The 25818-nt window shown below is 67.0% G+C and carries 27 protein-coding genes; 9 read left to right on the plus strand and 18 right to left on the minus strand.

Features of this window, described 5'->3' with window-relative positions; translation table 11 throughout:
* Window positions 1-7: 7 nt before the first annotated feature.
* The 6 genes from L6D89_RS25645 to L6D89_RS25670 all read left to right on the plus strand — a co-directional run bounded on the left by L6D89_RS25645 (window position 8) and on the right by L6D89_RS25670 (window position 5749).
* A complete protein-coding gene (locus L6D89_RS25645) occupies window positions 8-1063 on the plus strand; it encodes an ABC transporter substrate-binding protein (RefSeq protein WP_236172117.1) in 1056 nt (351 codons plus the stop codon).
* Between the two features lie 85 nt (window positions 1064-1148).
* Window positions 1149-2204, plus strand: coding sequence for an ABC transporter substrate-binding protein (locus L6D89_RS25650; protein ID WP_236201562.1), 1056 nt, complete (start codon window positions 1149-1151; stop codon window positions 2202-2204).
* Window positions 2191-3408, plus strand: a complete 1218-nt coding sequence (locus tag L6D89_RS25655) for an MFS transporter (RefSeq protein WP_236201563.1) — start codon at window positions 2191-2193, stop codon at window positions 3406-3408. Before L6D89_RS25650 ends, L6D89_RS25655 begins: the two co-directional genes overlap by 14 nt.
* On the plus strand, window positions 3409-4170 hold the full coding sequence (locus L6D89_RS25660) for an ABC transporter permease (RefSeq protein WP_236201564.1): 762 nt from the start codon (window positions 3409-3411) through the stop codon (window positions 4168-4170).
* The gene (locus tag L6D89_RS25665) at window positions 4167-4928 is read left to right on the plus strand and encodes an ABC transporter permease (RefSeq protein ID WP_236201565.1); all 762 of its coding nucleotides are present in this window, start codon (window positions 4167-4169) and stop codon (window positions 4926-4928) included. The genes L6D89_RS25660 and L6D89_RS25665 overlap by 4 nt, the downstream gene beginning before the upstream one ends.
* 26 nt (window positions 4929-4954) lie before the next feature.
* Entirely contained in the window at window positions 4955-5749 is a 795-nt protein-coding gene (locus L6D89_RS25670; protein WP_236172122.1) for an ABC transporter ATP-binding protein, read from the plus strand.
* A gap of 182 nt (window positions 5750-5931) precedes the next feature.
* Here L6D89_RS25670 and L6D89_RS25675 read toward each other — a convergent pair whose 3' ends face one another.
* Window positions 5932-7590, minus strand: coding sequence for a SulP family inorganic anion transporter (locus L6D89_RS25675; protein WP_236201566.1), 1659 nt, complete (start codon window positions 7588-7590; stop codon window positions 5932-5934).
* A 472-nt stretch (window positions 7591-8062) separates the two neighbouring features.
* On the opposite strand from L6D89_RS25675, the gene L6D89_RS25680 reads away from it, so the two are divergent.
* Window positions 8063-8422 carry an SMR family transporter gene (locus L6D89_RS25680; RefSeq protein ID WP_236172124.1) on the plus strand — a complete coding sequence of 120 codons (360 nt, stop codon included), beginning with the start codon at window positions 8063-8065 and terminating at the stop codon, window positions 8420-8422.
* Window positions 8416-8745 (plus strand): multidrug/spermidine efflux SMR transporter subunit MdtI, encoded by a 330-nt coding sequence (mdtI, locus tag L6D89_RS25685; RefSeq protein WP_024766311.1) that lies wholly within the window; start codon window positions 8416-8418, stop codon window positions 8743-8745. Before L6D89_RS25680 ends, mdtI begins: the two co-directional genes overlap by 7 nt.
* Before the next feature lie 260 nt (window positions 8746-9005).
* On the opposite strand, the gene L6D89_RS25690 is transcribed toward mdtI, so the two are convergent.
* The 12 genes from L6D89_RS25690 to flgB all read right to left on the minus strand — a co-directional run bounded on the left by L6D89_RS25690 (window position 9006) and on the right by flgB (window position 19560).
* Window positions 9006-10052 (minus strand): hypothetical protein, encoded by a 1047-nt coding sequence (locus L6D89_RS25690; protein WP_236201567.1) that lies wholly within the window; start codon window positions 10050-10052, stop codon window positions 9006-9008.
* 139 nt (window positions 10053-10191) lie between these two features.
* Entirely contained in the window at window positions 10192-11106 is a 915-nt protein-coding gene (flgL, locus tag L6D89_RS25695) for a flagellar hook-associated protein FlgL (RefSeq protein WP_236201568.1), read from the minus strand.
* A gap of 22 nt (window positions 11107-11128) precedes the next feature.
* Window positions 11129-12496: a flagellar hook-associated protein FlgK gene (gene flgK, locus L6D89_RS25700; protein WP_236201569.1), complete on the minus strand. Its 1368-nt coding sequence runs from the start codon at window positions 12494-12496 to the stop codon at window positions 11129-11131.
* A complete protein-coding gene (locus L6D89_RS25705) occupies window positions 12493-13533 on the minus strand; it encodes a lytic transglycosylase domain-containing protein (RefSeq protein ID WP_236201570.1) in 1041 nt (346 codons plus the stop codon). Before L6D89_RS25705 ends, flgK begins: the two co-directional genes overlap by 4 nt.
* Window positions 13533-14636: a flagellar basal body P-ring protein FlgI gene (locus tag L6D89_RS25710; RefSeq protein WP_236172129.1), complete on the minus strand. Its 1104-nt coding sequence runs from the start codon at window positions 14634-14636 to the stop codon at window positions 13533-13535. Before L6D89_RS25710 ends, L6D89_RS25705 begins: the two co-directional genes overlap by 1 nt.
* A 15-nt stretch (window positions 14637-14651) precedes the next feature.
* Window positions 14652-15314: a flagellar basal body L-ring protein FlgH gene (gene flgH / locus L6D89_RS25715; RefSeq protein WP_037016153.1), complete on the minus strand. Its 663-nt coding sequence runs from the start codon at window positions 15312-15314 to the stop codon at window positions 14652-14654.
* A gap of 2 nt (window positions 15315-15316) precedes the next feature.
* A complete protein-coding gene (gene flgG, locus L6D89_RS25720) occupies window positions 15317-16102 on the minus strand; it encodes a flagellar basal-body rod protein FlgG (protein ID WP_024766305.1) in 786 nt (261 codons plus the stop codon).
* 27 nt (window positions 16103-16129) lie between these two features.
* On the minus strand, window positions 16130-16858 hold the full coding sequence (locus L6D89_RS25725; RefSeq protein WP_236201571.1) for a flagellar basal body rod protein FlgF: 729 nt from the start codon (window positions 16856-16858) through the stop codon (window positions 16130-16132).
* Between the two features lie 9 nt (window positions 16859-16867).
* Complete coding sequence (gene flgE, locus L6D89_RS25730) at window positions 16868-18055, minus strand: flagellar hook protein FlgE (RefSeq protein ID WP_236201572.1); 1188 nt, start codon at window positions 18053-18055, stop codon at window positions 16868-16870.
* Between the two features lie 35 nt (window positions 18056-18090).
* Window positions 18091-18762, minus strand: coding sequence for a flagellar hook capping FlgD N-terminal domain-containing protein (locus L6D89_RS25735; RefSeq protein WP_236201573.1), 672 nt, complete (start codon window positions 18760-18762; stop codon window positions 18091-18093).
* Window positions 18762-19190, minus strand: coding sequence for a flagellar basal body rod protein FlgC (gene flgC / locus L6D89_RS25740; protein ID WP_236201574.1), 429 nt, complete (start codon window positions 19188-19190; stop codon window positions 18762-18764). Before flgC ends, L6D89_RS25735 begins: the two co-directional genes overlap by 1 nt.
* Window positions 19191-19194: 4 nt before the next feature.
* Window positions 19195-19560, minus strand: coding sequence for a flagellar basal body rod protein FlgB (gene flgB, locus L6D89_RS25745; RefSeq protein WP_236172133.1), 366 nt, complete (start codon window positions 19558-19560; stop codon window positions 19195-19197).
* Between the two features lie 86 nt (window positions 19561-19646).
* On the opposite strand from flgB, the gene flgA reads away from it, so the two are divergent.
* Complete coding sequence (gene flgA / locus L6D89_RS25750; RefSeq protein ID WP_236201575.1) at window positions 19647-20444, plus strand: flagellar basal body P-ring formation chaperone FlgA; 798 nt, start codon at window positions 19647-19649, stop codon at window positions 20442-20444.
* Window positions 20445-20653: 209 nt separating this feature from the next.
* Here the strand turns inward: flgA and L6D89_RS25755 are convergent, their stop codons facing one another.
* The 5 genes from L6D89_RS25755 to L6D89_RS25775 are packed head-to-tail and all read right to left on the minus strand — an operon-like array spanning window position 20654 to window position 25771.
* Entirely contained in the window at window positions 20654-21583 is a 930-nt protein-coding gene (locus L6D89_RS25755) for a phosphatidate cytidylyltransferase (RefSeq protein ID WP_236201576.1), read from the minus strand.
* Window position 21584: 1 nt separating this feature from the next.
* Window positions 21585-22214, minus strand: coding sequence for a lysophospholipid acyltransferase family protein (locus tag L6D89_RS25760; RefSeq protein WP_236201577.1), 630 nt, complete (start codon window positions 22212-22214; stop codon window positions 21585-21587).
* 14 nt (window positions 22215-22228) lie between these two features.
* Window positions 22229-22675 carry a hypothetical protein gene (locus tag L6D89_RS25765; protein WP_236201578.1) on the minus strand — a complete coding sequence of 149 codons (447 nt, stop codon included), beginning with the start codon at window positions 22673-22675 and terminating at the stop codon, window positions 22229-22231.
* Complete coding sequence (locus tag L6D89_RS25770; RefSeq protein ID WP_236201665.1) at window positions 22665-24002, minus strand: phosphatase PAP2/dual specificity phosphatase family protein; 1338 nt, start codon at window positions 24000-24002, stop codon at window positions 22665-22667. Before L6D89_RS25770 ends, L6D89_RS25765 begins: the two co-directional genes overlap by 11 nt.
* A gap of 11 nt (window positions 24003-24013) precedes the next feature.
* Window positions 24014-25771, minus strand: coding sequence for a bifunctional alpha/beta hydrolase/class I SAM-dependent methyltransferase (locus L6D89_RS25775; RefSeq protein WP_236201579.1), 1758 nt, complete (start codon window positions 25769-25771; stop codon window positions 24014-24016).
* Window positions 25772-25818 lie beyond the last annotated feature (47 nt).

Below are 25818 nucleotides of genomic sequence, written 5' to 3' on the forward strand. Positions count from 1 at the left end.
GCTGCACATGTCCCGTCCCCTCGATACCCTCTGGTACACCCGTTGCCCGGTTCCCACCGGCCTCGGCATCGCCGTGCAGAAAGGCTGGCTGGAAGAATCCCTGGCCGAGCAGGGCACGCAGATCCAGTCGCTGCGCGAGTCTGCCGACCAGGCGGTGCGCGAGTCGCACTTCGACCACACGCTGCAGAATTCGGTGCGCCACGGCGGCAACATCCCGGCCATCTGGGCCCGCGCCAGCGGCCGCGAAACCCGCGTGATCGGCCTGTCCTGGGCGGATGAAGCACAACTGATCCTGACCACCGCCGAGAGCGGCATCCGCAGCGTGCGCGACCTCAAGGGCCGGCGCTTCGGCCTGCCGGACTGGAGCGGCGCGCAGATCGACTTCACTCGCGCCCAGGCCATCCGCGGCCTGGAAAACGCCCTGCGCCTGGAAGGCCTGGAAGTACGCGACCTGGAGCTGGTGGACTTCGGCCTGAAGGGCACCTTCAGCGATGAAGCGCCGGGCAACATCGTCGGCATCACTGGCCATGGCGGCAGCCGCCGGCGCAGCCAGAACCCGGAACTGGTCGGCCTGCTGCGTGGCGAAGTCGACGCAATCTTCCTCAAGGGCGCCCACGCCGTGCAGCTGGCGCAGCAGTTCGGCCTGCACACGGTGATCGACACCGGCGCGCACCCGGAGCCGCTGATCCGCGCCAACAACGGCACGCCGCGCACTCTCAGCGTCGACCTCAACCTGCTGGAGCAGCACCCCGACGCCGCCACCGCGATCCTCGCCTCGGTACTGCGCGCCGAGGACTGGGCGCACCAGCACCCGGACGACACCCGTCGCTACCTGGCGCGGGAAACCAACAGCAGTGAGTTCTGGGTCGCCACCGCCTATGGCGAGGACGCCCACCTACGCCTGCGCACCAACCTCGATGAAGGCTCGATCCTCGCCCTGCAGGACTTCACCGACTTCCTGCAGCGCTGGAACTTCATCCCGACGCGCTTCGACGTGCGCGAGTGGATCGACCCGCGCCCGCTGGAAGCCCTGCGCAGCCGCCTGGCGCAGAAGGCCGGCTGACCAACGTCACGAGGGCGATTCCCTCTGTTTCCCGACCTGGGCCCCCGCGCGACGGCGCGGGGGCTTGCATCCCTGACGGACACCCATGAGCACACCGCTGGAAACCCTCTGGTACACCCACAGCCCCGTCCCCACCGGACTGGGCATTGCCGTCGAGTCCGGACGCCTGGCCCAGGCCTTCCGCCCCTTCGGCACGCGCATCCAGTCGCTGCGCGAGTCCTCCGAACGCGAGGTGCGCGAGGCGCACTTCGACCATCACCTGCCCTACTCCGTGCGCCACGGCGGCAATATCCCGTCGATCTGGGCCCGCGCCAGCGGCGCGCGTACGCGGGTGATCGGGCTGTCGTGGAGCGACGAGGTGCAACTGATCGTCAGCGCGCCGGACAGCGGCGTGCGCAGCGTCCGCGACCTGCGCCACCGGCGCTTCGGCCTGCCGAAGTGGGCCAACGTGCAGATCGACTTCACCCGCGCCCAGTCCCTGCGCGGCCTGGAAAACGCCCTGCGCCTGGAAGGCCTGGAAGTGCGCGACGTCGAGCTGGTGGACTACCCCTACGGCGGTACCTTCAGCGACGACCCGGTGCGCCATGTGTTCGGCGCCCAGGTGGCGCTCAAGGGCAACCGCGTGGTGCAGCGCAACAACGAACTGATCGGCCTGCTGCGCGGCGACATCGACGCGATTTTCCTCAAGGGCGCCCACGGCCTGCAGCTGGCCCACGAATTCGGCCTGCACGTGGTGATGGATGTCGGCTCGCACCCCGAGCCGCTGGTGCGCGCCAACATCGGTACGCCACGCACCCTGACCGTCGACCAGCAACTGCTGGACGAGCATTTCGACGCCGCCGTGCTGGTGCTCGACAGCGTGCTGCGCGCCGAGCAATGGGCCTGGGCACACCCGGAAGAGACCCGGCGCTTCCTCGCCCGCGAGCTGAACACCAGCGAATTCTGGGTGGCCAGCGCCTACGGTGACGATGCCCACCTGCGCCTGCAGACCAACCTGGCCGAGCGCTCGATCAACGCGCTGCGCGATCTCACGGCGTTCCTCCGGCGCTGGCAATTCATCGCCCACGACTTCTCGGTGGAAGACTGGATCGACCCGCGCCCACTGGGAGCGCTGCTGGGGAAAGTCGATGTCGCCATCTGACGCGCCGCGCGAAAGGCCTGCCGCCTTCCTGCTCAACTTCATGCTGCTGGCGGCCTTCAGTGGCGCCACCATCGGCATGGCGAAGATCGTCACCACGCTCTACGCCATCAGCATCGGCGCCAATGCCATGCAGATCGGCATCATCTCGGCGATGGAAGCCCTCGGCATGGTGATCCTCACCCTGCCCGCCGGCTTCGTCATCGCCCGTTTCGGCGCGCGTCGGGTGTACTTCCTCGCCAGCCTCGGGCCGATGCTGCTGAACCTGGCCATCCCGCTGTTCGGCGGCTGGCTGTGGCTGGCCTTCGCGCGGCTGCTGATCGGCCTGTGCATCCCGTTCCGCATCGTTGCCATGAACAGCGCCTTCCTGCGCCAGCTCAAGCGCATCGGCAACGACAAGGCCGGCTGGTACCGCGGCTCGCTGACCCTGGGCATGGGTCTGCTCGGCCCGCTGCTGGGCAACTGGCTGAGCGGCGCGGCGAGCTTCACCTGGGGCTTTGCCGCCATCGGCCTGTGCTTCGGCCTGATGGCTTTCTACAGCCTCGGCTTCTGGGAAGGCGAGGCGCCCAGCGACGACCTGCCCGTCGCTGCCGCCACTGGGGGCTTGCTGCAACAGGTCGGCGCCATGCTGGCCAACGTCGAGATCGCCGAGAGCTGCCTGATCGAATTGCTCAGCGCCGCCACCAGCGCGCTGTTCGGCACCTTCATCCTGCTGCTGGCGATGGAAGTCGCCGGCCTCTCGCAAGGCCAGGCGGTGAGCCTGGTGATGATCCAGGGCCTGGCCTCGGTGCTCGGCCTGTTCGGCTTCGGCTACCTGATCGAACGCAGCGGCCGGCGCCTGGCCTACATCGGCAGCCTCAGTGCGGCGCTGCTCGCCCTGCTGCTGCTCGGCAGCGCGCACAGCTACTGGCTGCTGGCCCTGGGCGGCGTGCTGCTCAGCGCGGCGGCGGCGCTGATCCACCTGGTGAACATGGCCCAGCTGGGCGAGCACGCGATGGACAAAAGCAAGATTTCCGGGCTGTTCAACCTCGCCTCGATGTCCGGCAGCTTCTCCGGTGCGCTGCTGGGCGGGGCGATCAGCCACTTCGTCGGGCTGGGCAACCTGTTCCTCTGCTGGATTCCCCTGGTGCTGCTGGCCGCGCTGTTCTGCTGGCAACGCAAGCTGCGCCGGCAAACCACCGAGCCTTTGCTCGGGCAGGAGGGCTGAATGGCCAAGCGCACCCTGGATAACCTGAGCTGGTTCGTCTCGCCGCTGCTCCTGCTGCTGGCCTGGTTCGTCGCCGCGCGCGCCGGCTGGTTCCCGCCGCAACTGCTGGTGCCGCCCGTGGAAGTCTGGGCGAGCTTCAAGGACCTGCTGGCCAGCGGCGAGTTGCGCGAGCACGTGGTCAACAGCCTGTCGCGCCTGGCCATCGGCTTCAGCATTGGCGCGCTGGGCGGCCTGGTATTCGGTACCGCCATGGCCCTGTCGAAAACCGTTGAAGCCTACTGCGCACCGTTGTTCCACACGCTGCGCCAGGTGCCGTCGATCGCGCTGATCCCGATGTTCATCCTGTTCTTCGGCGTGGAAGAGACCTTCAAGATCCTGATCGTCACCAAGGCCGCCTTCTTCCCCGTGGCGCTGGCCGCCAGCGAGGGTGTGAAGGGCATCCCCCGCGGCTACTTCGAGGTCGCCAGCGTGTACCGCCTGCCGCTGTGGAGCCTGCTGCGCGACGTCGCCTTCCCGGCTGCCGCGCCGCCCATCGTCACCGGCCTGCGCATCAGCCTGAGCCGCGCCTGGATGGTGCTGGTGGCCGCCGAACTGCTCGCCGCCGACAGCGGCCTGGGGCAGATGATCGAGCTGAGCCGGCAGATGCTGCGCATCGACATCGTGATGGTCGGGGTGATCATCACCGGGGCCATCGGCTTCGTCCTCGATTTCGCCTTCCGCCTGCTGGAGAAGCGCCTGCTGCGCTGGAGACCGACGCCATGATCCGACTTCTCAAGAGCCTGCGCGGGCTGGTGCTGCCGGCGCTGCTGATCGCCGCCTGGCACTGGCAGTCGCAACAGGGCGCCAGCGCTGCTTACGCCTTCGTGCCGCTGGAGCGTATCGGCGCCGGCTTCGCCGAGCTGATCCGCACTGGCGAGCTGTGGCTGAGCGTGTCCGCCAGCCTGCAACGCACTTGCCTGGGCCTGCTGATCGGCGTGCTCGCCGGCTTTGCGCTGGGCGCCGGCATGGCTCTGTCACGCCCGCTGGAGCGGCTGTTCGCACCGCTGTATCACACCATCCGCCAGGTGCCGATCCTCGGCCTGATCCCGCTGATCGCCCTGTGGTTCGGCAGTGGCGAGCCGTCCAAGGTGCTGATCGTCAGCCTCGCCGCCTTCTACCCGATGACGCTGAACGCCTTCGAGGGCTTCCGCGACGTGGAGAAGCGCTACCGCGAATTGGGCCGCCTGTATGCCTTCGGCCCCTGGCAGCAGTTCCGCGAAGTGCTGCTGCCCGGCGCGCTACCCAGCCTGAGCAACGGCGTGCTGCACGCGCTGGCCTTCGCCTGGGTCAGCTCGGTGGGCTGCGAGCTGTTCCTCTCCACCGGCATGGGCCTGGGCAACCTGATGATGAACGCCGAGACCGGCTCGCGCATGGAGATCGTGGTGATCGGCGTGCTCAGCATCGGCCTGCTCGGCTACGCCATGAACCAGCTGTTCGCCCGCCTCAGCCGCCACCTGCTGCGCTGGCGCCACCTGCGCTGACCCTTATTGCCATGAGTGCCTCGATCATGAACGCGATCCTCGACCCCGCCATCCTTCCGGCCCAGCAGGCGCAACACGGCGCGCTGGCCATCCAGGGCCTGAGCAAGGCCTATTCCATCGATGGCCGCAGCCTGCCGGTGCTGGAGAACATCTCCCTCGACGTACGCCCCGGCGAATTCGTCAGCATCGTCGGCGCCAGCGGCTGCGGGAAATCCTCGCTGCTGCGGCTGATCGTCGGGCTGGAGAACGATTACAGCGGGCGCATCCTGCTCGACGGGCAGAGCGTGACCGGCACCAGCCTGGAGCGCGGCATCGTGTTCCAGGACCATCGCCTGTTCCCCTGGAAGACCGTGGAGCAGAACGTCGCCCTGGCGCTGAAGAAGCAGAAGCTCAGCCGCGCCGAGAAGCGCGAACTCGTCGCCGATCATCTGGAGCTGGTGGGCCTGACCGGCTTCGAGCAGGCCTACCCGCACCAGCTGTCCGGCGGCATGGCGCAACGCGCGGCGATCGCCCGCGCCCTGATCACCCGACCCAAGGTGCTGCTGCTGGACGAACCCTTCGGCGCCCTCGACGCCCTCACCCGCGTGCGCCTGCAACACGAACTGCAACGCATCTGGGTGCAGCAGCGCAGCACCATGATCATGGTCACCCACGACGTGGAGGAAGCGCTGTACCTGGGCGACCGGGTGGTGGTGATGGACGCGCGGCCGGGACGGATCCGCCATGAGGTACGGGTCGACCTGCCCCATCCGCGCGAGCGTGGCGAGCCGCTGCTGGCGAAGCTCAAGGAAGAACTATTGGCCGAGCTGATGCACGGCTGATCTTCGCGTAGGGCGCATAACCCGGAACGGGTTATCCGTCATCGGCAGATAACGCCTGGGTGTTATCTGCCCTACGCAATCACCGAGCATCAGGAGAGCATCAACGTAGGATGGCGTGGAGCGCAGCGATACCCATCGATCAGCCCCACCGGTGAAGATGGGTATCGCAAGCTCCACCCATCCTACGTCCGTGTTTCGCCGGCAACCTCCGAGCTGGCAGCAGAAAGCGCCGCCGGGAAGTCCGGGTGATACCCCGCACCGATCTCCTCCAGCACGCCGGCCTTGCGCAGCTTGCCCAGCACCCGCGCATTGGCCTCGCACAAGCGCACTTCGATGCCACGCCGCTGCAGTTGCTCGATCACTTCCTGCAGGGTCTGCAGGCCGGTGATATCCATGAACGGCACGTGGCGCAGGCGGATGATCAGCACCTTCGGGTCGGTGTGGGTCTTGGCCAGGGCACGCTCGAAAGTCTCCGCCGCGCCGAAGAACAGCGGCCCCTCGATGCTGTACACCAGCACCCCCGGCGGCAGCTCGCCAAGACCGCGGCCGCGCAGCTCCACTTCGAGCTCCGGACCTTCTTCCGCGTGCACGTCCACCGAGGACGCCATGCGCCGCAGGAAATGCAGCATGGCGAGGATCACGCCGATGTTCACGGCGATCACCAGGTCGCTGAATACGGTGAGCAGGAAGGTCACCAGCAGGATGCCGACGTCCGCGCGTGGCGCGCGCTTGAGCATGAACAGGAAGTGCCGCGCCTCGCTCATGTTCCAGGCCACCACGAAGAGGATCGCCGCCAGTGCACAGAGCGGGATGTTCGACGCCAGCGGCGCGAGGAACAGCAGGATCAGCACCAGCGTGGCCGCGTGGGTGACCCCAGCCAGCGGGCTGTTGCCGCCGTTGCGGATGTTGGTCGCGGTGCGCGCGATGGCGCCGGTGGCGGCGATGCCGCCGAACAGCGGGGTGACCAGGTTGGCGATGCCCTGGCCGATCAGCTCCTGGTTGGAGTCGTGGCGAGTGCCGGCCATGCCGTCGGCGACCACCGCCGAGAGCAGCGACTCGATGGCGCCGAGCATGGCGATGGCGAACGCCGGGCCGATCAGTTCGAGCACCCGCGGCAGCGTTACTTCCGGCAGGCTGAAGCTGGGCAGGCCCTGGGGAATGCCGCCAAAGGCGCTGCCGATGGTGGCCACGCCGTCGAAATGGAACAGCGACTGGATCGCCGTCACCACCACCATCGCCACCAGCGGACCGGGCACCCGGCGCAACGCGGCGATACGCGGGGTGAACAGCACCAGCGCCAGGCTCAGCAGCGCCAGCAGGGTGGTCGCGATGTGCAGTTGCGGCAGGGCCTGGATCAGATGCCAGAGCTTCTGGTGGAAGTGCTCGCCGGTCACCGCGGGCAAGCCGAAGAAGTCCTTCCATTGGCCGACCCAGATGATCACCCCGATCCCGGCGGTGAAGCCGACGATCACCGGTGCGGGGATGAAGCGGATGATGCTGCCCAGGCGACTGACGCCCAGCAGCACGAGAATCACGCCAGCCATCAGCGTGGCGATCTGCAGGCCATCGATGCCGTACTTGGCGGTGACCCCGGCGAGGATGACGATGAAGGCGCCGGTCGGTCCGGCGATCTGCACCCGGCTGCCGCCCAGCAACGAGACCAGGGCGCCGGCGAAGATCGCCGTATAGATGCCCTGTTCCGGCTTCACCCCGCTGGCAATCGCGAAGGCCATCGCCAGCGGCAGCGCGACCACCCCGACGATGACGCCTGCGACCAGGTTGCGCGTCCAGTGTTCGCGGCCGAAGAGTCCGGCCTTCCAGGCTTCTCGCAGGGCGATCATCACAGTCTCCGACGGGATATCGATGCTGGATGCTAGCAGGCCGCAGCGGAAAACGGCCTGGCGCAGGTCATGACTGTGGCGTGCTGTCGCAGGCGAAACAGGGTGAACAAAATATTGCACAACCCTGGCAGCGCGCAGCTTCCAGCAGGCTTTTGAAATGCCGGAATATGGGCGTTTCGCCCCGGAATAGAGGCGGTCGATTTGCCAGGCGACCTGAAATTTGGCACAATATGTTCATTATGTTGAACATCAAGGCTCTACCTCTCCCCACTTCCCGCCTGGTGTCGCGCGAGCGCCACTGGACCGGCGACCTCTAGCTCCTCCCTTCGGCTGCTACCTGTTGGTCGCGCCAAGTGCGGCGGCCACCTGAAGGTGATCGCCGCCCGAGTCGGCGCCACCGAACCCGAACCGAAACCGCCGCAAGGATGCTCTTAGCGAGACTGCGCGCGGCTGCCCGTGGGAGGGCTCTACCATGCGTTCCTGGATCTATCTGTTTGCCGCCATCGGCTTTGAAGTCGTTGGCACCACCTCGATGAAATTCACCCATGCGCTGTACCCGGTCGCGGGTCTGCTGCTGATGTACGTGATGATCGGCCTGTCGTACTACTTCCTGTCGCTGGCCATCAAGCATGTGCCGGTCGGCGTGGCCTACGCCCTGTGGGAAGGCATCGGCATCGTGCTGATCACCCTGGTCAGCGCCTTCTTCCTCGGCGAGCACCTGAGCCTGGACAAGGCCCTGGGCCTGGCCGTGATGATCGGCGGCATCCTGCTGGTGAAATCCGGCACCCGCACCACCCCGCGTGAGAAAAGCCTGGAGGTGGTGACATGCTGAACCATGACCTGATTCCGATGGCCTGGCTGGGCCTGGCCATCGTCCTGGAAGTGATCGCCAACCTGCTGCTGAAGTACTCCGACGGCTTCCGCAAGCGCTTGATCGGCGCCGCCTCGATCCTCTGCGTACTGGGCGCGTTCACCGCGCTGGCGCAGGCGGTACGCGGCATCGAACTGTCGGTGGCCTACGCCATCTGGGGCGGCTTCGGCATCCTCGCCACCGTCGCAATGGGCTGGGCGCTGTTCGGCCAGCGCCTGGTGTGGCGCGGCTGGGTCGGCCTGGCGATGCTGGTGCTGGGCATGGGCCTGCTGAAGCTGGCGTGATTGCAGGGAGTGAAATGAAAAAGGCGGAGCTGGGCTCCGCCTTTTTTGTTGTCTTGAAGATCGCTGCCGTGCTGTTCGCGAGCAAGCTCGCTCCTACAAGTCGGGCGCCGTGCTCTTCGTAGGAGCGAGCTTGCTCGCGAACAGCCCTCGCGCCGGCGTATCAGGATCGTAGGGCGCATAACCTGGAACAGGTTATCCGCCGGCATGTCCGCGGCGGATAACGCTGACGCGTTATCCGCCCTACGAAAGGCCCACGCGAATCACGCCAGCAGGCTCACCACCGCAAAGCGACTGAGATTGGCCTGCGCCACCACCGTCTGCGCCGCCGCGCTGTAATGCGTGGCGCTGCGGCCCATGCGGTCGAGCATCGAGGCGGCAAAGCCATGCGCCCACTCGCGCTCGTCCTCGCTGGCGTGGCGGTCGAGGAAGTCGCGGATGTCGTCCTGGCGGTGGCGCAACTGATCGCGCAGGCCGCCGATACGATCCAGCGCGGAGACCACCGAATCGAGTAGCTGGCGCTGCTCGCGGAAGGCATCGGTGCTGATCTCGGTGGGGAACGCCAGCAGCCCTTCTTCCTGGCTCTTGAGTCGGGTGTTCTTGCCCTTGGCAAACAGCTTGCCCTCGCCCTGCACTGCCAGTTGCCCCTTCAGCTGCTGCCAGTCGGCCTCCGGGGCGGAGAACTTCAGCGCTCCGTCGCTATCCAGTTCGGCGCGGATACCGGCCTGGCCCAGTGTCGCGTTGAAGCGGCGCAGCACCTGCTCCGTGCTCATGCCATCATCCAGCACCACCGCCGCCGGTTCGCCGAGCTGGCGGCCGGCGCTGAAGAGCAAGGTTTCCTTGCCGGAGCGCTGGATCGCCTCCAGCGACTCCAGGCCTTCCAGGCTGAAGCGGCTGCGCACCGGCTCGTTGAGGCGCAGGCGGAAGTTGGCATCGAGGCTGCCGGCCGAACGCTGGGCACGCTGTTCCAGCAGCTCGTTGACCTGCCGGGTAGCCTGGCGCACGCCTTCACGGTCCTGGGACTGCGGCGCACTGAGTTCGCGGCTGAGGTTGAGCTTGAGGCCGCCGAGGCGATCCTGCAGGTCGCCCAGGTAGCTGTCGGCCGATTGCATGGACGACAACTGCTGGTTGAGTTGCAGGTTGAAGCTGCCGCTCTTCTGCGCGCCACGCGCCATCTGTGCAGCGTTCTCGCCCTTGTCCTCACCCTTGCGCAGGGCATTCTGCCGCTCGCTGGTGGAGGGCAGGATGACGTCGCGGCGGGCGCTTGGATCGAAGACGGCGGCAGCCGGCAGTTGCTTGATGACCTTCATGGTGACCTCTGCACCGATGTGCATCCGCCCGGCACGCGGGCCGGGCGGATACGGAACAAAAAGTAGGGGAGCCGGGCGCTGCGCCGCCGATTGGCGTCCAGACCTCCTTGCGGCGCGGCCCGGCCCCCTACGAAGTAACTTACAGGCGACTGAACAGCGACAGGTCGTTGAGCTTCAGGTAGGTCTTCTGCGTGGCCTGCAGCGCCAGCTGGTAGGTGTTCAGGTCGATGCTCGCGCCGGCGTAGTCCAGCTGCGACAGCTCGCCGTTGATCTTCTGGTTCACCAGCGAGACTTCCTCGTTGCTCGAGTTGAGCATGCTCAGGGTGTTCTGCCGGCCGCCGAGCTCGGTGATGGCGCCGAGCACGCCGTCGTGGGCGCTGTCGAGGCCGTCGATGGTCGCGGCGATCTGCGCGTGCACCGCCGGGTCGGTGGTGTCCAGGGCCGGGTCCTTGAGCATCTTCACGGTGGCATGCAGCTGGTTGAGGAAGTCCATGCCGTTGCCGAACACGTCGATCGCGGTAACGTTCTCCTCCACCTGCACGCCGTTGGCCACGGCCGCCTGGCGCGACTTGTCGTTGCCGGTGGCGACGTAGCTGTCGGTCAAGGGTTCGTAGGTCACCGCCGCGGTGTCGCTGAGGGTTCCGGAGAACAGGTAACGGCCCTCTTCGTCACGCACGTTGACGAAACTGACGATGGTCTTCTCGATGCTCTCCAGCTCGCCGGCCATGGCGTTGAGATCCTTGGGCGAGTTCGAGCCGTTGGCTGCCCAGAGCAGAAGGTCACGCACGCTGAGCATGGAGTCCGAGGTGGCCTGCAGGTTGGCCTCCTGGGTGGAGAGGTTGCCCGAGACGTTGCTGATGTTGGTGCGGTACTGCGCCAGGCTCGCTTCCTCGCGCTGGATACGCAGCATGCGCACGCTGGCGATGGGGTCATCGGACGGCTGGAGGATGCGCTTGCCGGTGGACATCTGCTGCATCAGCTTGCCCAGGGCCGCCGAGTTGCTGTTCATCGAGCCGCCCATCAGCGCGGTGATCTGTACGTTGGTAATGCGCATTCTGCTTTCCTTCGCAATGGCCTCAGAAGGCTGCGAGCATCGAGTCGAACAGCTCCTTGGCGGTGCTGATGACTTTCATGTTGGCCTGGTAGGCCTGCTGGTAGGTGATCAGGTTGACCGCCTCTTCATCCAGGCTGACCGCGCTGACGCTGTCGCGGCTGGCCTGCGCCTGGGCCGCCACGGTGGTGGCGGTCTTCTGGTCGGCCTGGTTCTGCCGGCTGGCACTGGCAACCTTGCCGAGCAGGCCGGCGAAGGCGTCGTTGAGGGTTACCTGGCTGCCGCCAACGCTGATGGTCTGGCCCTTGAGTTCCAGCAGCGCCAGCAGGTTCCTGTTGTTGCCGCTCTCGCCGGCGCTGTCCGACAGCGCCAGTTCCTCGGGCTTGAGGCCATTGAGCGAGAGCATCGCCGTGGTGCTGCCGGCGTTGTAGGTCAGCAGCGCCTGGCCAGGATTGCCAGCCAGGTCGAAGCCGTTGGCCAGGGTGTCGTTGACCAGCTGGGCGAACTGCCCGGCCATTTCATGCAGGGCGGTCTGGTTCGGCCGCAGCGTGTCGTACTCGGTGTCGTACAGCGCGCCGAGGGAGCCGCCCATGCCATCCTGGGCCAGCGGGAAGCTGGTGCCGGCAAAGGTCAGGGCGATTTCCTGCTCGCCGCTGGCGGTGCGGCTGATCGCCAGCTGGCCGGCGGAGTTGCCGGCCACCAGCGGCTGGCCATTGGCAAGCGAGACGGTGAGCGAGCCATCGGCCACTTCGTTGACGCGGATCGAGGCGTACCTGGACAGGTCCGCCACCAGGCTCTCGCGGTGGTCACGCAGCGCGGTGGTGTCGCCGCCGGCGGAGCCGACTTCGACGATCTGCTTGTTCAGCGCCGCCAGGTTGGCGGTCAGCCCGTTGATCTCGCCGACCATGGAACCGCGCTGTTCCTGCAGGGCGCGCAGCTGGCTGTCGATGTTGCCGGACAGGCCGTTGAAGCGCTGGGCGAGGTTCTTCGTCTCGTTGATGATCTGCTGGCGCAGGGCGACCGAGCCGGGCGTGGCGGTGGCCTCGCTGACCGCGGCGAAGAAGTTGTCGAGGCCGACGCTGATGCTCGAACCCTCGCCGCCCATCAGCCCTTCCAGCGCGGACAGGTACTGCTGGCCGCTGTCGTAGTAGCTCTGCTCGGTGGTGGCGCGCCACAGCTGCTGGTTCTGGAAGTCGTTAGCCATGCGGCGGATGCTGGTCACCACCACGCCGCCGCCGACCTTCAGGCCGCCTTCACCGGCCAGCGAGGCGAGGATCGGGCTCAGTCGGCTGAAGCCGGGCGTATTGGCGTTGGCCACGTTCTGCCCGGAGGTGGCCAGGGCAATCTGCGCCGCACGCAGGCCGCTGTAGCCGATCTGGCTCAACATACTCAAGAGGCACTCTCCTTCGACTCAAGGCGGATCGGCTGGGCGAACGCCGCCGAGGCCGGTCGGGAAACAAATTCGGGCTGTTGCCCCTGATAGGCGACGGAATCCGCGTGGCGCTTAAATCCTTCCTGCGGCGCGTGCTTCAGGCCACTCTCCGGCGACAGGCCGCTGCCGGGGATACGCGCCGGCGCCTGGGCCTCGCGCACGCGGCGGAGTACACCGAGGGTGTAATCGCGGGTTTCGTCGTAGGGAATGCTGCGCACCCAGTCGGCCATGCCGATCTTCCCGCTGCGCGGGTCGCCGTTGTTCTTCAGCCACTCGTCCACCTTGCCGGGCCCGGCGTTGTAGGCGGCCAGGGCGAGCACGTGCTGGCCGTCGTAGCGGTCGAGCAGCTTGCCCAGGTAGGCGCTGCCCAGCGCCTTGTTGTAGGCCGGGTCGCTGGTCAGGCGCTGCTCGTCGTAGGGCAGGCCGAGCTCGCCAGCAACTTCGCGGGCGGTGTCGGGCATCAGTTGCATCAGGCCGCGCGCCCCCTTGGGCGAGACGACGGCTACGTCGCCACCCGACTCCTGGCCGATCACGCTGTCCACCAGGGTGCGGAAACCGGCGCTGCCCTGCTGCCAGGCGTGGGCCAGGCGATCGACGCCACGTTGCCAGGTATCCACCAGCGGATTGCGGCTGGACACCGAGGGCCGGCGCAGTGCCTCGCCGCCATCGGCGAGTGCGACGGGCTCGGCGCCATCGCTCGGCTCGGCGGAAAGCTGGCGCACCAGCAGGTCGGCGATGCCGGTCTGCTTGCGCGAGGCCAGGTGCTCGGCCAGCGCTTCGTCGTAGAAGTCACGCATGGTGTCGAGGTCGCGGCTGCGCAGCGGGCTGCCGGCGGAAAGCACGTCGCCGGCCTTGCGCATCTGCTTGAGGATCTGCTGCAGGAACATCGCCTCGAACTGCTCGGAGGCGGCCTGCAACTGCTCGCGGCGGACCTGCTCGGGCGACTCGCCGGGCTGGCCGGTCGGCACGATGGGACGGTTGAGCGAGGTGATGCTCATCAGATCACCACCAGCTCGGCGTTCAGCGCGCCGGCCTGCTCCAGCGCCTGGAGGATGCTCATCACGTCGTCCGGCGTGGCGCCCAGGCTGTTTACCGTGTTGATGATGCTTTCCAGGCTGGTGCCCTCGGGCCACTTGAACATCGGCTTCTTGTCCTGGCTGACGGACACGTCCGACTGCGGCGTGACCGCCGTGGTGCCGTTGGAGAAGGGCCCCGGCTGGCTGACCTGGGGGTTCTCGCTGATGGTCACGGTGAGCGTGCCGTGGGCCACGGCGGCAGCTTTCACGCGCACGCCCTGGCCGACCACCACGGTGCCGGTGCGGCTGTTGAACACCACCTTGGGCCGGGTGCGGCCTTCCTGCACCTCCATGCCTTCGAGCATGGCCATGAAGCTGGTGCGCTGGGCGCTGCTGACCGGCGCACGCACCGACACCCTGGTGCCGTCCAGCGCGGTGGCAGTGCCGGAGCCGAAGCGTTCGTTCACCGCGTTCATCACCTGGGTGGCGGTCTGGAAGCTGGGCTTGCGCACGTTGAGCATCACGTCCGGGCGCTGGGTGAAGTCGCTGGGAATCATCCGCTCGATGGTCGCGCCGTTGGGAATCAGGCCGCTGTTGGCGCTGTTGATCGACACGCTGGAGCCGCTCTGCCCCTGCGCATGCAGGCCGCCAACCACGAGATTGCCCTGGGCCAGCGCATAGACTTCGCCATCCACACCCTGCAACGGCGTCATCAGCAGCAGGCCGCCGCGCAGGCTCTTGGCGTCGCCCAGCGAGGACACGGTGACGTCGATGGTCTGCCCGGCGCTGTAGGACGGCGGCACGCTGGCAGTGACGCTCACCGCGGCGACGTTCTTCAGTTTCGGGTCGACGTTCGGCGGCAGGTTCACGCCGAACTGCTTGAGCATGTTGGCCACCGACTGGTTGGTGAACTTCACCTGGTTCTTGTCGCCGGTGCCGTCGAGGCCGACCACCAGGCCGTAGCCGATCAGCTGGTTCTCGCGCACGCCTTCGATATCGACCAGGTCGAGCAGCGGAATGGCCAGCGCCTCGGCCTGCCAGAGCAGGCAGGCCGTCGCCAGCAGGCGGGAAAGATGTCTACGCATGGGGTGCTCGCCTGCTTACATCGGGAACAGCGGATGGGTGAAGAAGCGCGTCAGCCAGCCGGCCGAGTTGCTGTCGTTGAGCACGCCGCGCCCGGCGTAGGAAATCTTCGCGTTGGCGACGTTCTGCGAGGACACCTGGTTGGCACGGTTGATGTCGTCCAGGCGCACCAGGCCGGTGAGGCGGATGAACTCGTCGCCCTGGTTCAGGCGCAGCGACTTCTCGCCCTTCACCAGCAGTACGCCGCCGGGCAGCACCTTGTGCACGGTCACCGCGATGGAGCCGGTGAGGGTGTTCTGCTGCGAGCTTTTCGCCGAGCCATTGAAGTCGCGGTTGGCCGTGGCGGAGGTTTCCAGGCCGCCGTATTCCTTGGTCAGGATGGTCGGCACCGGCACGTCCAGGCTGGATTTCTTGCCGAAACTGGTGCCCGCGCTCTTGCTCGACTGGGTGGACTCGCTGAGCACCACGGTGACGATATCGCCGACGCCGATGGCGCGCTTGTCGCGCAGCAGCGAACCGCCGTAACCGGAACGGAACAGCCCGCCGCTGGTGGTCGGTGGCAGGCTGTAGTCCAGCTCCGGCGGCTGGTAGAGCGAGGAGTCCTCGTCCGGCAGCATCTCGTTGAAGCTCTGGCAGCCGGCGAGCAGCGCCAGGGCGAGCAGCAGGGCAAGGCGCGTCATGGTCAGACCGTCTGGTTGAGGAACTGCTGCATGCCCGACGCGGCGTCGAGTACCTTGGCGTTGGCCTCGTAGGCGCGCTGGATGGCGATCATGTTCACCATCGCTTCCACCACTTGCACGTTGGAGCCTTCCAGCACGCCCTGCTTGAGCGTGCCCAGGCCTTCCTCGCCCGGCGTGCCTTCCTGCGGCTCGCCACTGGCGGCGGTTTCCTTGTAGAGATTGCCACCCAGGGCTTCCAGGCCGGCGGGGTTGGTGAAGCTGACCAGGGTGATCTGGCCCAGCTCGGTGGGCAGCGTCTCGCCGGGGAGGATGGCGGTGACGATGCCGTCGCTGCCGACGGTGAAGCGGCTGGCGCCGGCCGGCACTTCGATGTTCGGCGTCAGCGGCAGACCCTGGGCGTTGACCACCATGCCCTCGTTGTTCAGCTGCAGCTGACCGTTCTCGGTGTAGTAGGTGTCGCCGTTGGGCGCCTCGACCTGGAAGAAGCCGCTGCCGACGATGGCCAGGTCCATCGGTTGCCCGGTGGTCTGCATGCTGCCTTCGGTGAACACCTTCTGCGTGCCGACGACGCGCACGCCGCTGCCCAGCTGGATGCCGGACGGCACGGTGTTGACCTGGTCAGCCTGGGCGCCGGGTTGCAGCTGCACCTGGTAGAACAGGTCCTCGAACACCGCGCGGTCGCTCTTGAAGCCGACGGTGTTCACGTTGGCCAGGTTGTTGGCCACGGTGGACATCGCGGTGTCCTGTGCCGCCAGGCCGGTCTTGCTGACCCAAAGTGCCGAACTCATGTTGTGCTCCTGTCTGCGCGCCGCGCGTTACGCGCCACGGATCATGCGGTCGCCGGCCTCGGCGAGGTCCGAGGCGGCCTTCATCATCTTCACCTGGCTCTCGAACCGCCGGTTCAGGCTCATGGTGCCCACCAGCTGGTCGATGGCCGAGACGTTGCTCTGCTCCAGGTGCCCGGAGACCAGGCGCACGTCGTCGCTGGCGGCGACGTTCTGGCCGTCCTTGCTCACCAGCAGGCCCTGGGCGTTCTTCACCAGCGACGCGGCCGGTGCGTCCACCAGTTTGAGGCGGTCGACGTCGGTCATCATGAAATCGCCGCGCGGCATCACCGAGATGGTGCCGTCGCTGCCGATGGCGATGGCGTCGTACTCGGGCAGGGTGATCGGGCCGCCCTCGCCGAGCACGGCGCGGCCGTTGATCATCAGTTGGCGGTCGGCGTCGATCTCCAGGTTGCCCTGGCGCGTGTACGCCTCGCCGTTGCCGCTCTGCACGGCGAGCAGCCCGCTGCCCTGGATGGCGACGTCGAGGTCGCGCCCGGTGGCCATCAGGGTGCCGGCGCTCATGTCGACGCCGCTGCTCTCGATGCGCGCGAGGTGGCGGCTGTCGTAGCCGGCGCCGCTCACGTCGACGGCGGTGGCGTGCTCCAGGTCGGCGCGGAAGCCGGGGGTGTTGACGTTGGCCAGGTTGTTGGCGCGGATGTCCAGCGCAGACATGCTGCGGCTGGCCGCCGTCATCGCGGTATAGCCGAGACGATCCATGGGGTTTCCTTAGATGGCCGAGAACAGCACTTGGGTGAGTTCCTTGTCGGTGGTCATCACCTTGGTGTTCGCCTGGTAGTTGCGCTGGCCTTCCATCAGGCCCACCAGTTGCTGGGTGATATCGACGTTGGAGCCTTCCAGGTTGCCGGCCGACAGCGAGCCGAACTGGCCGATGCCGGGCACGCCGATCAGCGGGGCGCCGGAGGCGGAGGTCTCGGTCCAGGCGGTACCGCTCTGGTTCTGCAGGCCGCCGCTGTTGACGAAGTTGGCCAACGCGACCTGGCCCTGCAGCATGCGCTGGCCGTTGCTGTAGTTGACGTAGACCTTGCCGTCGTTCTCCACCGCGATGCCGGTCTGTTCGCCGGCCGCGTAGCCGGTGGTGCGGTTGGTGGTGACGACGAAATCGGAGCCGTACTGGCTGGTGCCGGTGTAGTCGAGGGCGATGTTCATCGAGTTGACGCCCGGCAGGTTGAAGCTCACCGGCACCGCGGCGATCGGCGTGGACAGCGAGCCGTCCGGGGCGAAGCTCAGCGACTGGGTCGCGCCGACGGCATTGCCGTCCACCGCGTAGTGCGCGTCCCAGGTGTTGCTGCCGGTCAGCACGAAGTACTGGGTCAGGGTGTGTTCCTTGCCCTGCGAGTCGTAGATCTTGCTGGTGTAGGTGGAGTTGTAGGTCGCCACGTTCTGCGGATCGAACGGCGCAACGGTGGGCACCTTCTCGTTGGAGTCGAGGTTGGCGACGAACTCCAGCTTGTCGGTGGCCTTGGCTGGCAGGTTGGCGGTTTTCACCTGCAGGTCGGAGACGGTGCCCACCAGCAGGTTGCCGGCCGCGTCGGTCGGGTAGCCCTGCAGGCGCTGGCCGGTGGCGTTGACCAGGAAGTTGCTCTTGTCCTGGCCGAACACGCCGGCGCGGGTGTACTGGGTGTCGCCGTTGCCGCTCTTGACCACGAAGAAGCCGCCGCCGGAGATGGCCAGGTCCAGTGCGCGGTTGGTGGATACCAGCGAGCCGCCCTGGCTGATGCTCTGGGTGGTGCCGGTGACTTCCACGCCCATGCCCTTGGTGTCGGCGTAGACGCTGCCGAACTCGGTGCGCGAGGACTTGAAGCCGACGGTGCCGGAGTTGGCGATGTTGTTGCTGATGGTGTCCAGCTGCTGGGTGACCGCGTTGAGGCCGGTCAGGGCGATGTTGAAGCTCATGGCGTTAGCTCATCCTAAGAGTGGGAAACAGGCGCTCAGACGGCCTGGCCCTGACTGAATTCGACGATCTTGTAGAACGGCACCGAACCCGCGCCCGCGACTTCCAGCACCGGGCCGTCGGCGCTGACGCGAACGTTGTGCACCAGGCCGGAGACCTCGACGCCCGGCGTCTCGCCGCTCTCGGTCTTCACCGCCAGCGTGTATTTGCCCGGCTTCAGGCCGAGCGCTTCGGGGTCCACGGTGAAGGGCACTGCGCCCGGCTCCTGCGGGCCGAGGGGGATGTCGGTGCGCACGCCGTTGGCATCGGTGAGCTGCAGCACGGTGGTGGCCGAGGCGTGTTCCAGGTTGATCTGCCCGCTGACCTTGTCGCCGTCCAGCTGCAGGCTGTCGGCGCTGACCTTCACTTCCTGGCCGACCAGACCGGCGGCGGTGAGGGTCTGCAGGTTGTCCATCAGCACCAGGTTGTTCTGCTGCAGGGTGGTCATGTTCTGCATGCTCTTCACCTGCGCCATGGCCGAGTACTGGTTGATGAACTCGGTGCTATCCACCGGCTTGGTCGGGTCCTGGTACTGCACCTGGGCGACCAGCAGGGTGATGAAGCTGTTCTCCATATCGCCCATCTCGCCGAGATTCACCGCCTGCTTGGGCGTGCCGGACGAGGTGCCGTTGGTGCTGGTGCCGCTGGTGTCGTTGTTCACCGTGCTCATCAGGCGTCTCCCAGTTTCAGCAGGCTGGACTGCATGCTCTTGACCCGATTGAGCACTTCCACGCCGGTCTCGAAGCTGCGGGTGGCGGACATCATGTCGGTCATCTCTTCGATCTCGTTGACGTCGGGGTAGTAGACGTAGCCGGTGGCGTCGGCCAGCGGGCTGCCCGGCTCGTAGCGGCGCTGCGGCGAGCGGCCGGACGTCACCACGTCGAGCACCTGCACATGGGCGCCGCCCATGCCGGCGCCACGGGTGAGCTGGTCGTTGTCGTAGACGGCGGCGAACATCGGCTTGCGCGCCTGGTACACGTCGTCGGGCTTGGCGGCGGCGGAGTCGGCGTTGGCCAGGTTGCTGGCCACGGTGTTCAGGCGCACGGTCTGCGCGTTCATCGACGAGCCGGCGATGCGGTAGATGGAATCGAATGCCATGGCGTCAGCGTCCTTCGATGGCCTGCTTGAGGCCGCGGAATTTCATGGTCAGGAAGGTCAGGCTGGTCTGGAAATCCATCGCGTTGCGCGAGAACTCCGCCTGTTCGGTAGCCAGCTCGACACTGTTGCCGTCCTGGGAAGGCTGGTTGGGAATGCGGTATTTCAGCTCCATCGATTGCGCGCCGGCGCTGGCCAGCAGGGCCGACGGATGATCCTGGCGGCGCATCTCGGCGGCGAAGTCGATGTCGCGCGCCTTGAAGCCGGGGGTGTCTTCGTTGGCCAGGTTGGAGGCCAGGATTTCGCTGCGCTGCATGTGCAGCGAGAGGGCTCTCTCGTGGAGACCCAGGGTCTCGTCAAACCGTATACTCATTCGAAGCACCCACTCTCGTCGTTCGGCCATCTTTCGGTGTGCGCAGCGATAGAGCACAAAGCATGCCCACCCCGGAAAATCGCTTCATGTCGTTGATTTACAAGGCTTTACCTGCAGGAAGAAACAGCGCGTGCAACGCGGCTTTTCCGCTTTCGACGCACCCTGCGGCGGGATGCGGAAAGGCGCTTTCCGCCTGCTTCCTCCTCCTGCTTCCGGCCCTGGTACAAGCCCAGGACGCGCGCGCGCAAGTCGACGCCGCCGCGCAGCAGCAGGTCGCCATCGAACTGAAGGAAGCCGCACGCAAAGCCGGCTGGAAGGGCATGACCTTCACCGTGAACAACAACCTGCCCAGCAGCCTTGGCAAGCTGGCGGCCTGCCCTGCTGGCCCGCAGCTGCGCGCGCTTGAAACGCCTGCGGCGGCCACTGCGCGGCGACGCTTCGAAGCCTCCTGCAGCGGGCAAGCCGGCTGGCCGGTGACCATCATCAGCCAGCCCACGGTGTATTTGCCAAGCGTGGTCGCCAACGGCGAGATCGATCGCGGCCAGACACTGGACGCAGCACAGCTCAAGCTCGCGCCGGTGGAGCTGGGCAAGAGTTCGCGGGGCTATTTCACCGACATCGCCGAGGTCACCGGCAAGACCGCGCGCCGCCGCATCCGTGCCGGCCAGCCACTGACACCGGCGCTGCTCGACGGCGCACTACTGGTGCGGCGCGGCCAGCAGGTGAAGATCGTCGCCAGCCAGGACGGCATCCAGGCCAGCGCAGTGGGCGAGGCGCTGGCCAACGGCAGGCAGGACGACGTGATCCGCGTGAAGAACCTGCGCAGCCAGAAGATCATCGAGGCGAAGGTGATGGCCTCGGGAGAGGTGAGCAGTATCTTCTGATGCTGCTCCCGGCCGCCTCGTGCCGGGGTTTGACTGACGGTAGGAGCGGACTTCGTCCGCGATAGGTTGGCATCGCGCCGGCAGACATCGCGGACGGAGTCCGCTCCTACAAGATCAGAAGCCCCTCTTCCGAGTACGGCAGAAGGTGCCGCCCGTAGGGCGCATAACGCGCCAGCGTTATCCGCCGTGCCGAACCATCGCCCGGCGCATCAGGTCCACCAGTACCGCACGAAGTGGAAGAACACCGGCGCGGCGAAGCACACCGAGTCCAGGCGGTCGAGCATGCCGCCGTGGCCTTCGATCATGTGGCCCCAGTCCTTCACCCCGCGGTCGCGCTTGATCGCCGACATCACCAAGCCGCCGAAGAAGCCGAGGATGTTGATCATCAGCGCGATCAGCAGCGCCTGCCAGAAGGAGAAGGGCGTGATCCAGTACAATGCGCCGCCGATCAGCGTGGCCAGCGCCACGCCGCCGACAAAGCCTTCCAGGGTCTTCGACGGCGACAGGTTCGGCGCGATCTTGCGCTTGCCGAAGAGCTTGCCGCAGACGTACTGCAGCACATCGGACAATTGCACGACGATCACCAGGAAGGCGATCAGCAGCAGGTTGCGCCCCTCGTAGCCCTCGATGTCCAGGGTCAGCAGCGCCGGCACGTAGGAGATACAGAACACCGCCAGCATCAAGGCCCACTGCACCTTCGAGGCGCGCTCGAGGAAGTGCTTGGAGTCGCCGCCCAGCGAAGCGAGGATCGGCAGCAGGAGGAACACATAGACCGGGATGAAGATGGAGAACAGCCCGTACCACTGGATGCCGATCAGCAGGTACTGCATCGGCAGCACGAAGTAGAACGCCGCCACCAGCGCCGGATAGTCGCTGCGCCGGGTCGGCATCAGCGTGAGGAACTCGCGCAGGGCGTAGAAGGACACCCCGTAGAACAGCAGGATCACCGCCCAGTAGCCGAGGGCGAAAGCGCAACCGATCACTGCGACCATCACCCACCAGGCGTTGATCCGCGCGTTGAGGTTGTCGATCACCGCGTGCGGTCCCGGTGGCGCCTTCCAGCGCAGTACCGCGCCAACCAGCGAGGCGAGAACGAGGATACCGCCGATACCGGCGAAGAGCAGCCAGGTCTGGTTCATTTCAGCGACCCTCCGGCGCGGCGAGTTTCAACAGCGCCTCGCGGGCGCGTTCGAGGAAGGCTTCCTTGGCCTCGTCCTCCTGCACCGCCAGCGGTGCGCCGAAGCTCAGCGTGCACAGCAGCGGCAACGGCAGTGCGCGGCCCTTGGGCATCACGCGGTTTAGGTTGTCCAGCCATACCGGCACCAGCTCCACCTGCGGATGCGCCTTGGACAGGTGATAAATGCCGCTCTTGAACGGCAACAGGCGCACTTCCTCGTCGAGGTTGCGGGTGCCCTCGGGGAACAGGATCAGCGAGTCGCCGTCGGCCAGCGCGCGCTCCACCGGCTCCAGCGGATTGCCGCCTTCTGCGCCGCGCGTGCGGTCGATCAGCACGCCATGGAACACACGGTTGATGATGAAGCCGCGCAGGCCGCCCTTGCCCCAGTAGTCCATGCCGGCGACCGGGCGGGTGCGCGCGCGCAGTTCAGGCGGCAGCGAGGCCCAGAGCAGCACGAAGTCACCATGGCTGCTGTGGTTGGCGTAATAGATGCGCTGCGCCGGGATCGGCGTGGTACCGATCCACAGGCTGCGCAGGCCGGTCACCGCGCGGGCGCCGGCGATGATGGCGTAGGCGAAGAGTCGTTCCAGCATTGCGGGGGCGTTCCTCAGGATTGGAAGGTCAGGGCGATCAGGCACAGCAGCGCAACGAGCCACTGCGCAGCGCAGAGCATTACCTGCCGGCGCAGGAGTTTCAGCGCACCACGGCTGCGGTCGATCCAGGTGCGACCGGACAGTTCGGCGGGCACTCCGACATAGGTGGCCAGCGCGTCGTCCAGTTGCCGGGTTTTCTCCGGCAGCGCGTCACCGGCATTGGCCATGGCTTCGAACAGATCGGCGTCCAGCGCCACGCGCATGGCGTAGAACTTCTGCAGCAGGCCAAGCAGCACCAGCAGGGCCATGCTCAGGCTGTACGCCAGCGTGGCGCTGGCCATCAGCACGCCGTAGAAGCCCAGCGCCAGGGCCAGCACGGTGAGCGCGGAGGACAAGCCATTGAGGCTGCTACCACGGCGCAGCAGGCTGGCGACCAGGATCAGACTCGGATCAACCGACATGACTCACCTCTCGTGATCGTTGCGGCTGCCCGGCGACCTGCGCCAGCACCGCGAGTTGTTCGGCCTTGAGCACGATGCGTGGACGCGCGCGGCGAATATGCGCCACCGCGTCCTCGACCGTGGCCGCCTGGCCGGATAGCAGCAGCCACGCGGCCAGGACCGTCGCACTGCGCGAATAACCCAGGGCGCAGCAGACCAGCAACGGGCCACGCGCGCGAAGTTCGTCGATCAAGGCGGCGCCCAGTCGGCACTGATCGACGCTGGGCGCAATCAGGTCGAGCAGCGGCAGGCTCGCGTAGCGATCGTCATGCTCAGTGCAGGGAAGCTCCGCGCACAGGTCGAGCACTCCCAGCTCGGGCCGCGCCTTGCGCTCCGCCGTGCCGGGCAGGCGACCCAGCCAGAGCCCGGGCAGCACTTCATCGGGCTGCGGGTGCTGGCGCGTCCACGCGCGGGAGTTGATCCAGGCGGCCAGCCGATAAGGCGCCAGCAGCCAGCAGACAGCCAGCGAGTGGCGGCCCTCCGCGCGCTTCTGGAAGCCCTCCGCGCCGAGGCCGAGGTAGCACAGCGCAACCAGCGCCAGCGACACCGCCGGCCAGCACAACCAGAGCCAGATGCCGCCGCTCAGCGCCAACACTCCGCAAAGCGCCGCGCCGATGGCGTAGAAGGCGGCCAGTCGAAGTCGCCGCGGATCGAAGCTCAGCTTCCAGGAGGCCAGTGGTGAGCGCCCTTCCCGCGGCCACAGCCAGAGGCAGAAGAAACCGGCCAGGGCACCCGTCGGCACATCGATGAAGTGATGCTGCCAGGTGGTCAGTACCGACAGCCCGATCAGCGCGAACCAGCCATGCAGCAGCCAGCGCCAGACTCCGCTGGCGTAGCGCCCGTAGGCCGCCCAGAGCACCACCAGCAACGCGATGTGCAGTGATGGCGCCTGGTTGAATGGCTTGTCGAAGCCCATCAGTACGTCGAACAACCAGCCGAACAGGCCATCCAGCGCCGGCCGCTCGAAGCTGAAGCGCAGCGGGAAAAGCAGGAAGCAGCTCACCGCGATCACCTGCGCCGTGAGCAGGCGCAGGCCATGGCTGTCCAGCTCGCGGCGGGTGCGCGGCAGCAGGAAGGACAAACCGTAGAGCAGGTCGATCGACCAGTACGGAATGATCGTCCACGGCCACAGCGGCATGCCGCGCTCCCAGTCGAACACCAGCACGCCGACCGTCTCGCGCTGCCCGGTCAGCCAGTTGGCGAAGCCGTAGCTGGCGAAGAAGAACGGCGCGAGGCACAGCAGCCAGATCACCGCCCGACGAAATACACCGGGGTCGCGCGGCGGCATCGCTACAGCCATCAACTACGCTCCCGGCGCGCCAGGGATACGCTGAAGATGCCGTCCTCGTCGATGCGCTGGGCCAGCTTGCGGAAGCCCGCCGCTTCAACCAGCTGATCCATCTCCAGTTGCGTGCGGCGGCGCATGACCCAGGCCTGGCCGGCGCGATGGCTGGTGAGGGCACGGGCGATCAGTTCCAGTTGCGGGTGCCAGGGCTGGCCGGTGTAGATCAGGTAGCCGCCCTCCTCGACCGCCTCGCCGAGCCCGGCCAGCGAGCCGCTGACCAGGGCGTTGTCGGCGAACAGCTCGTAGAGACCGGAGACCACCGCCAGGCTCGGTTTCGGCTCGACAGCGGCCAGGTCTGCGCCATCGAAGGCGTCGCCCTGGACAAAGCGCGCACGCTCCTGCAGCCCCAGGCGCTCGATCAGCGCAGAGCCTTCGCGCACGTTCAGTTCGCTGTAGTCGCGCAGCAGCACGCTTTCCGGCAGCGATTCGACGCCGTGCAGCGCTTCGAGAATGTAGCGCCCGTGGCCCGCGGCGATATCGAGGATGCGCACCTCGCGGCCCTGCTCGCGCAGGCTGGCCATGGCCAGGCGCAGCAATTCCTCGATGTGTACCTTGCGCTGGCGGATGCCACGCCAGCCGGCGGACTCCAGGTAGGTGCGGTCGATCATCCGCCCCACCGGCCCCGCGCCGGCGGGCTGGTTGCGGTAGACGTAATCCAGCGTGCTGCCGGAATCGAAGCCGGTCTGGAAGCCGAGGTTGATGCCGTCCGACAGCAGCCGGCCTAGGCGCATGTTGGCGCGTGTCGCGCGCCAGTAGAGGTCGCGGATCGACCAGTTGGGCAGCGGGGTCGCCAGGGCTTCGGCTTCGGCGCAGGTGTAGCCGAAGCGGTCGGCGTCGCGCAGGTCCGGGCGTTCCGGCGCGCGGGCAAAGCATTCGAGAATGAAGCGCTGCGCGCGGCTCACTGCCTGCTCGCGGTTCAGCTCGCCGAGGGTGTCGTGGAAGAAACCGGGCAGGATGTGCAGTTCCTTGCGCGCCGTGCCGAGGTTGTCGAAGAAGCGCTGCTGCGGCTTGCGGTGTACCACGAAGTCGGAGCCGGAGATCAGCAGCTGGGTCGGCACCTGGATCGCCTGTGCGTCCGCTACCACGCGGTCCGCGGCCTCATACAGGCCCAGCAGCACGTTCACCGAGATCGCCTTGGCGATCAGCGGGTCGCTGTCATAGGAGGCGATGCGCTGGGGATCGTGGGTGAGGAATTTCGCCTTCACATAGCTGTTGACGAAGAAGTTGCCGCGCCAGGCCCTCGCCAGTTTCAGGCCCGGCCGGGCGAAGGGCACGTAGAGCTTGACCTTGAACGCCGGCGAAGCAAGCACGAGGCTGCGGATCGGCGGGGCGTAGTCGTGGACCCAGGTGGAGGCGACCACGGCGCCGACGCTCTGCGCCACGACGGCCATGTCACTGATGGCGATGCCGTGAGTGGCAGCGAGGTGCTCGACGAAGGTCTGCACGTCACGCACGCTGGTGCCGAAGCTCGGGCTGTCGCCGCGCGCACCGGGCGACTGGCCGTGGCCGCGGGCATCCCAGGCGAAGACATCGAAGCCGGGCAGGTCGACCTCGTCGGCGAGGTGGCCGATGCGCCCGGAATGTTCATGCCCACGGTGGAACAACAGCACCGCGCGGCGCGGCTCCGCACTGGCGGCTGCGGCTGGCCAATGGCGATAGAACAGCTCAACGCCGTCGTGGGTAACGAAGTGGTGATTCGAAGACTCGCGCATAACTTCCTCTGTTTCGATGGCTTGCGGGACAGTCCTGTGCCCTTCCT

Origin of the sequence: Pseudomonas pseudonitroreducens (genome assembly GCF_021603645.1) — a bacterium.
Classification (GTDB): domain Bacteria; phylum Pseudomonadota; class Gammaproteobacteria; order Pseudomonadales; family Pseudomonadaceae; genus Pseudomonas; species Pseudomonas pseudonitroreducens.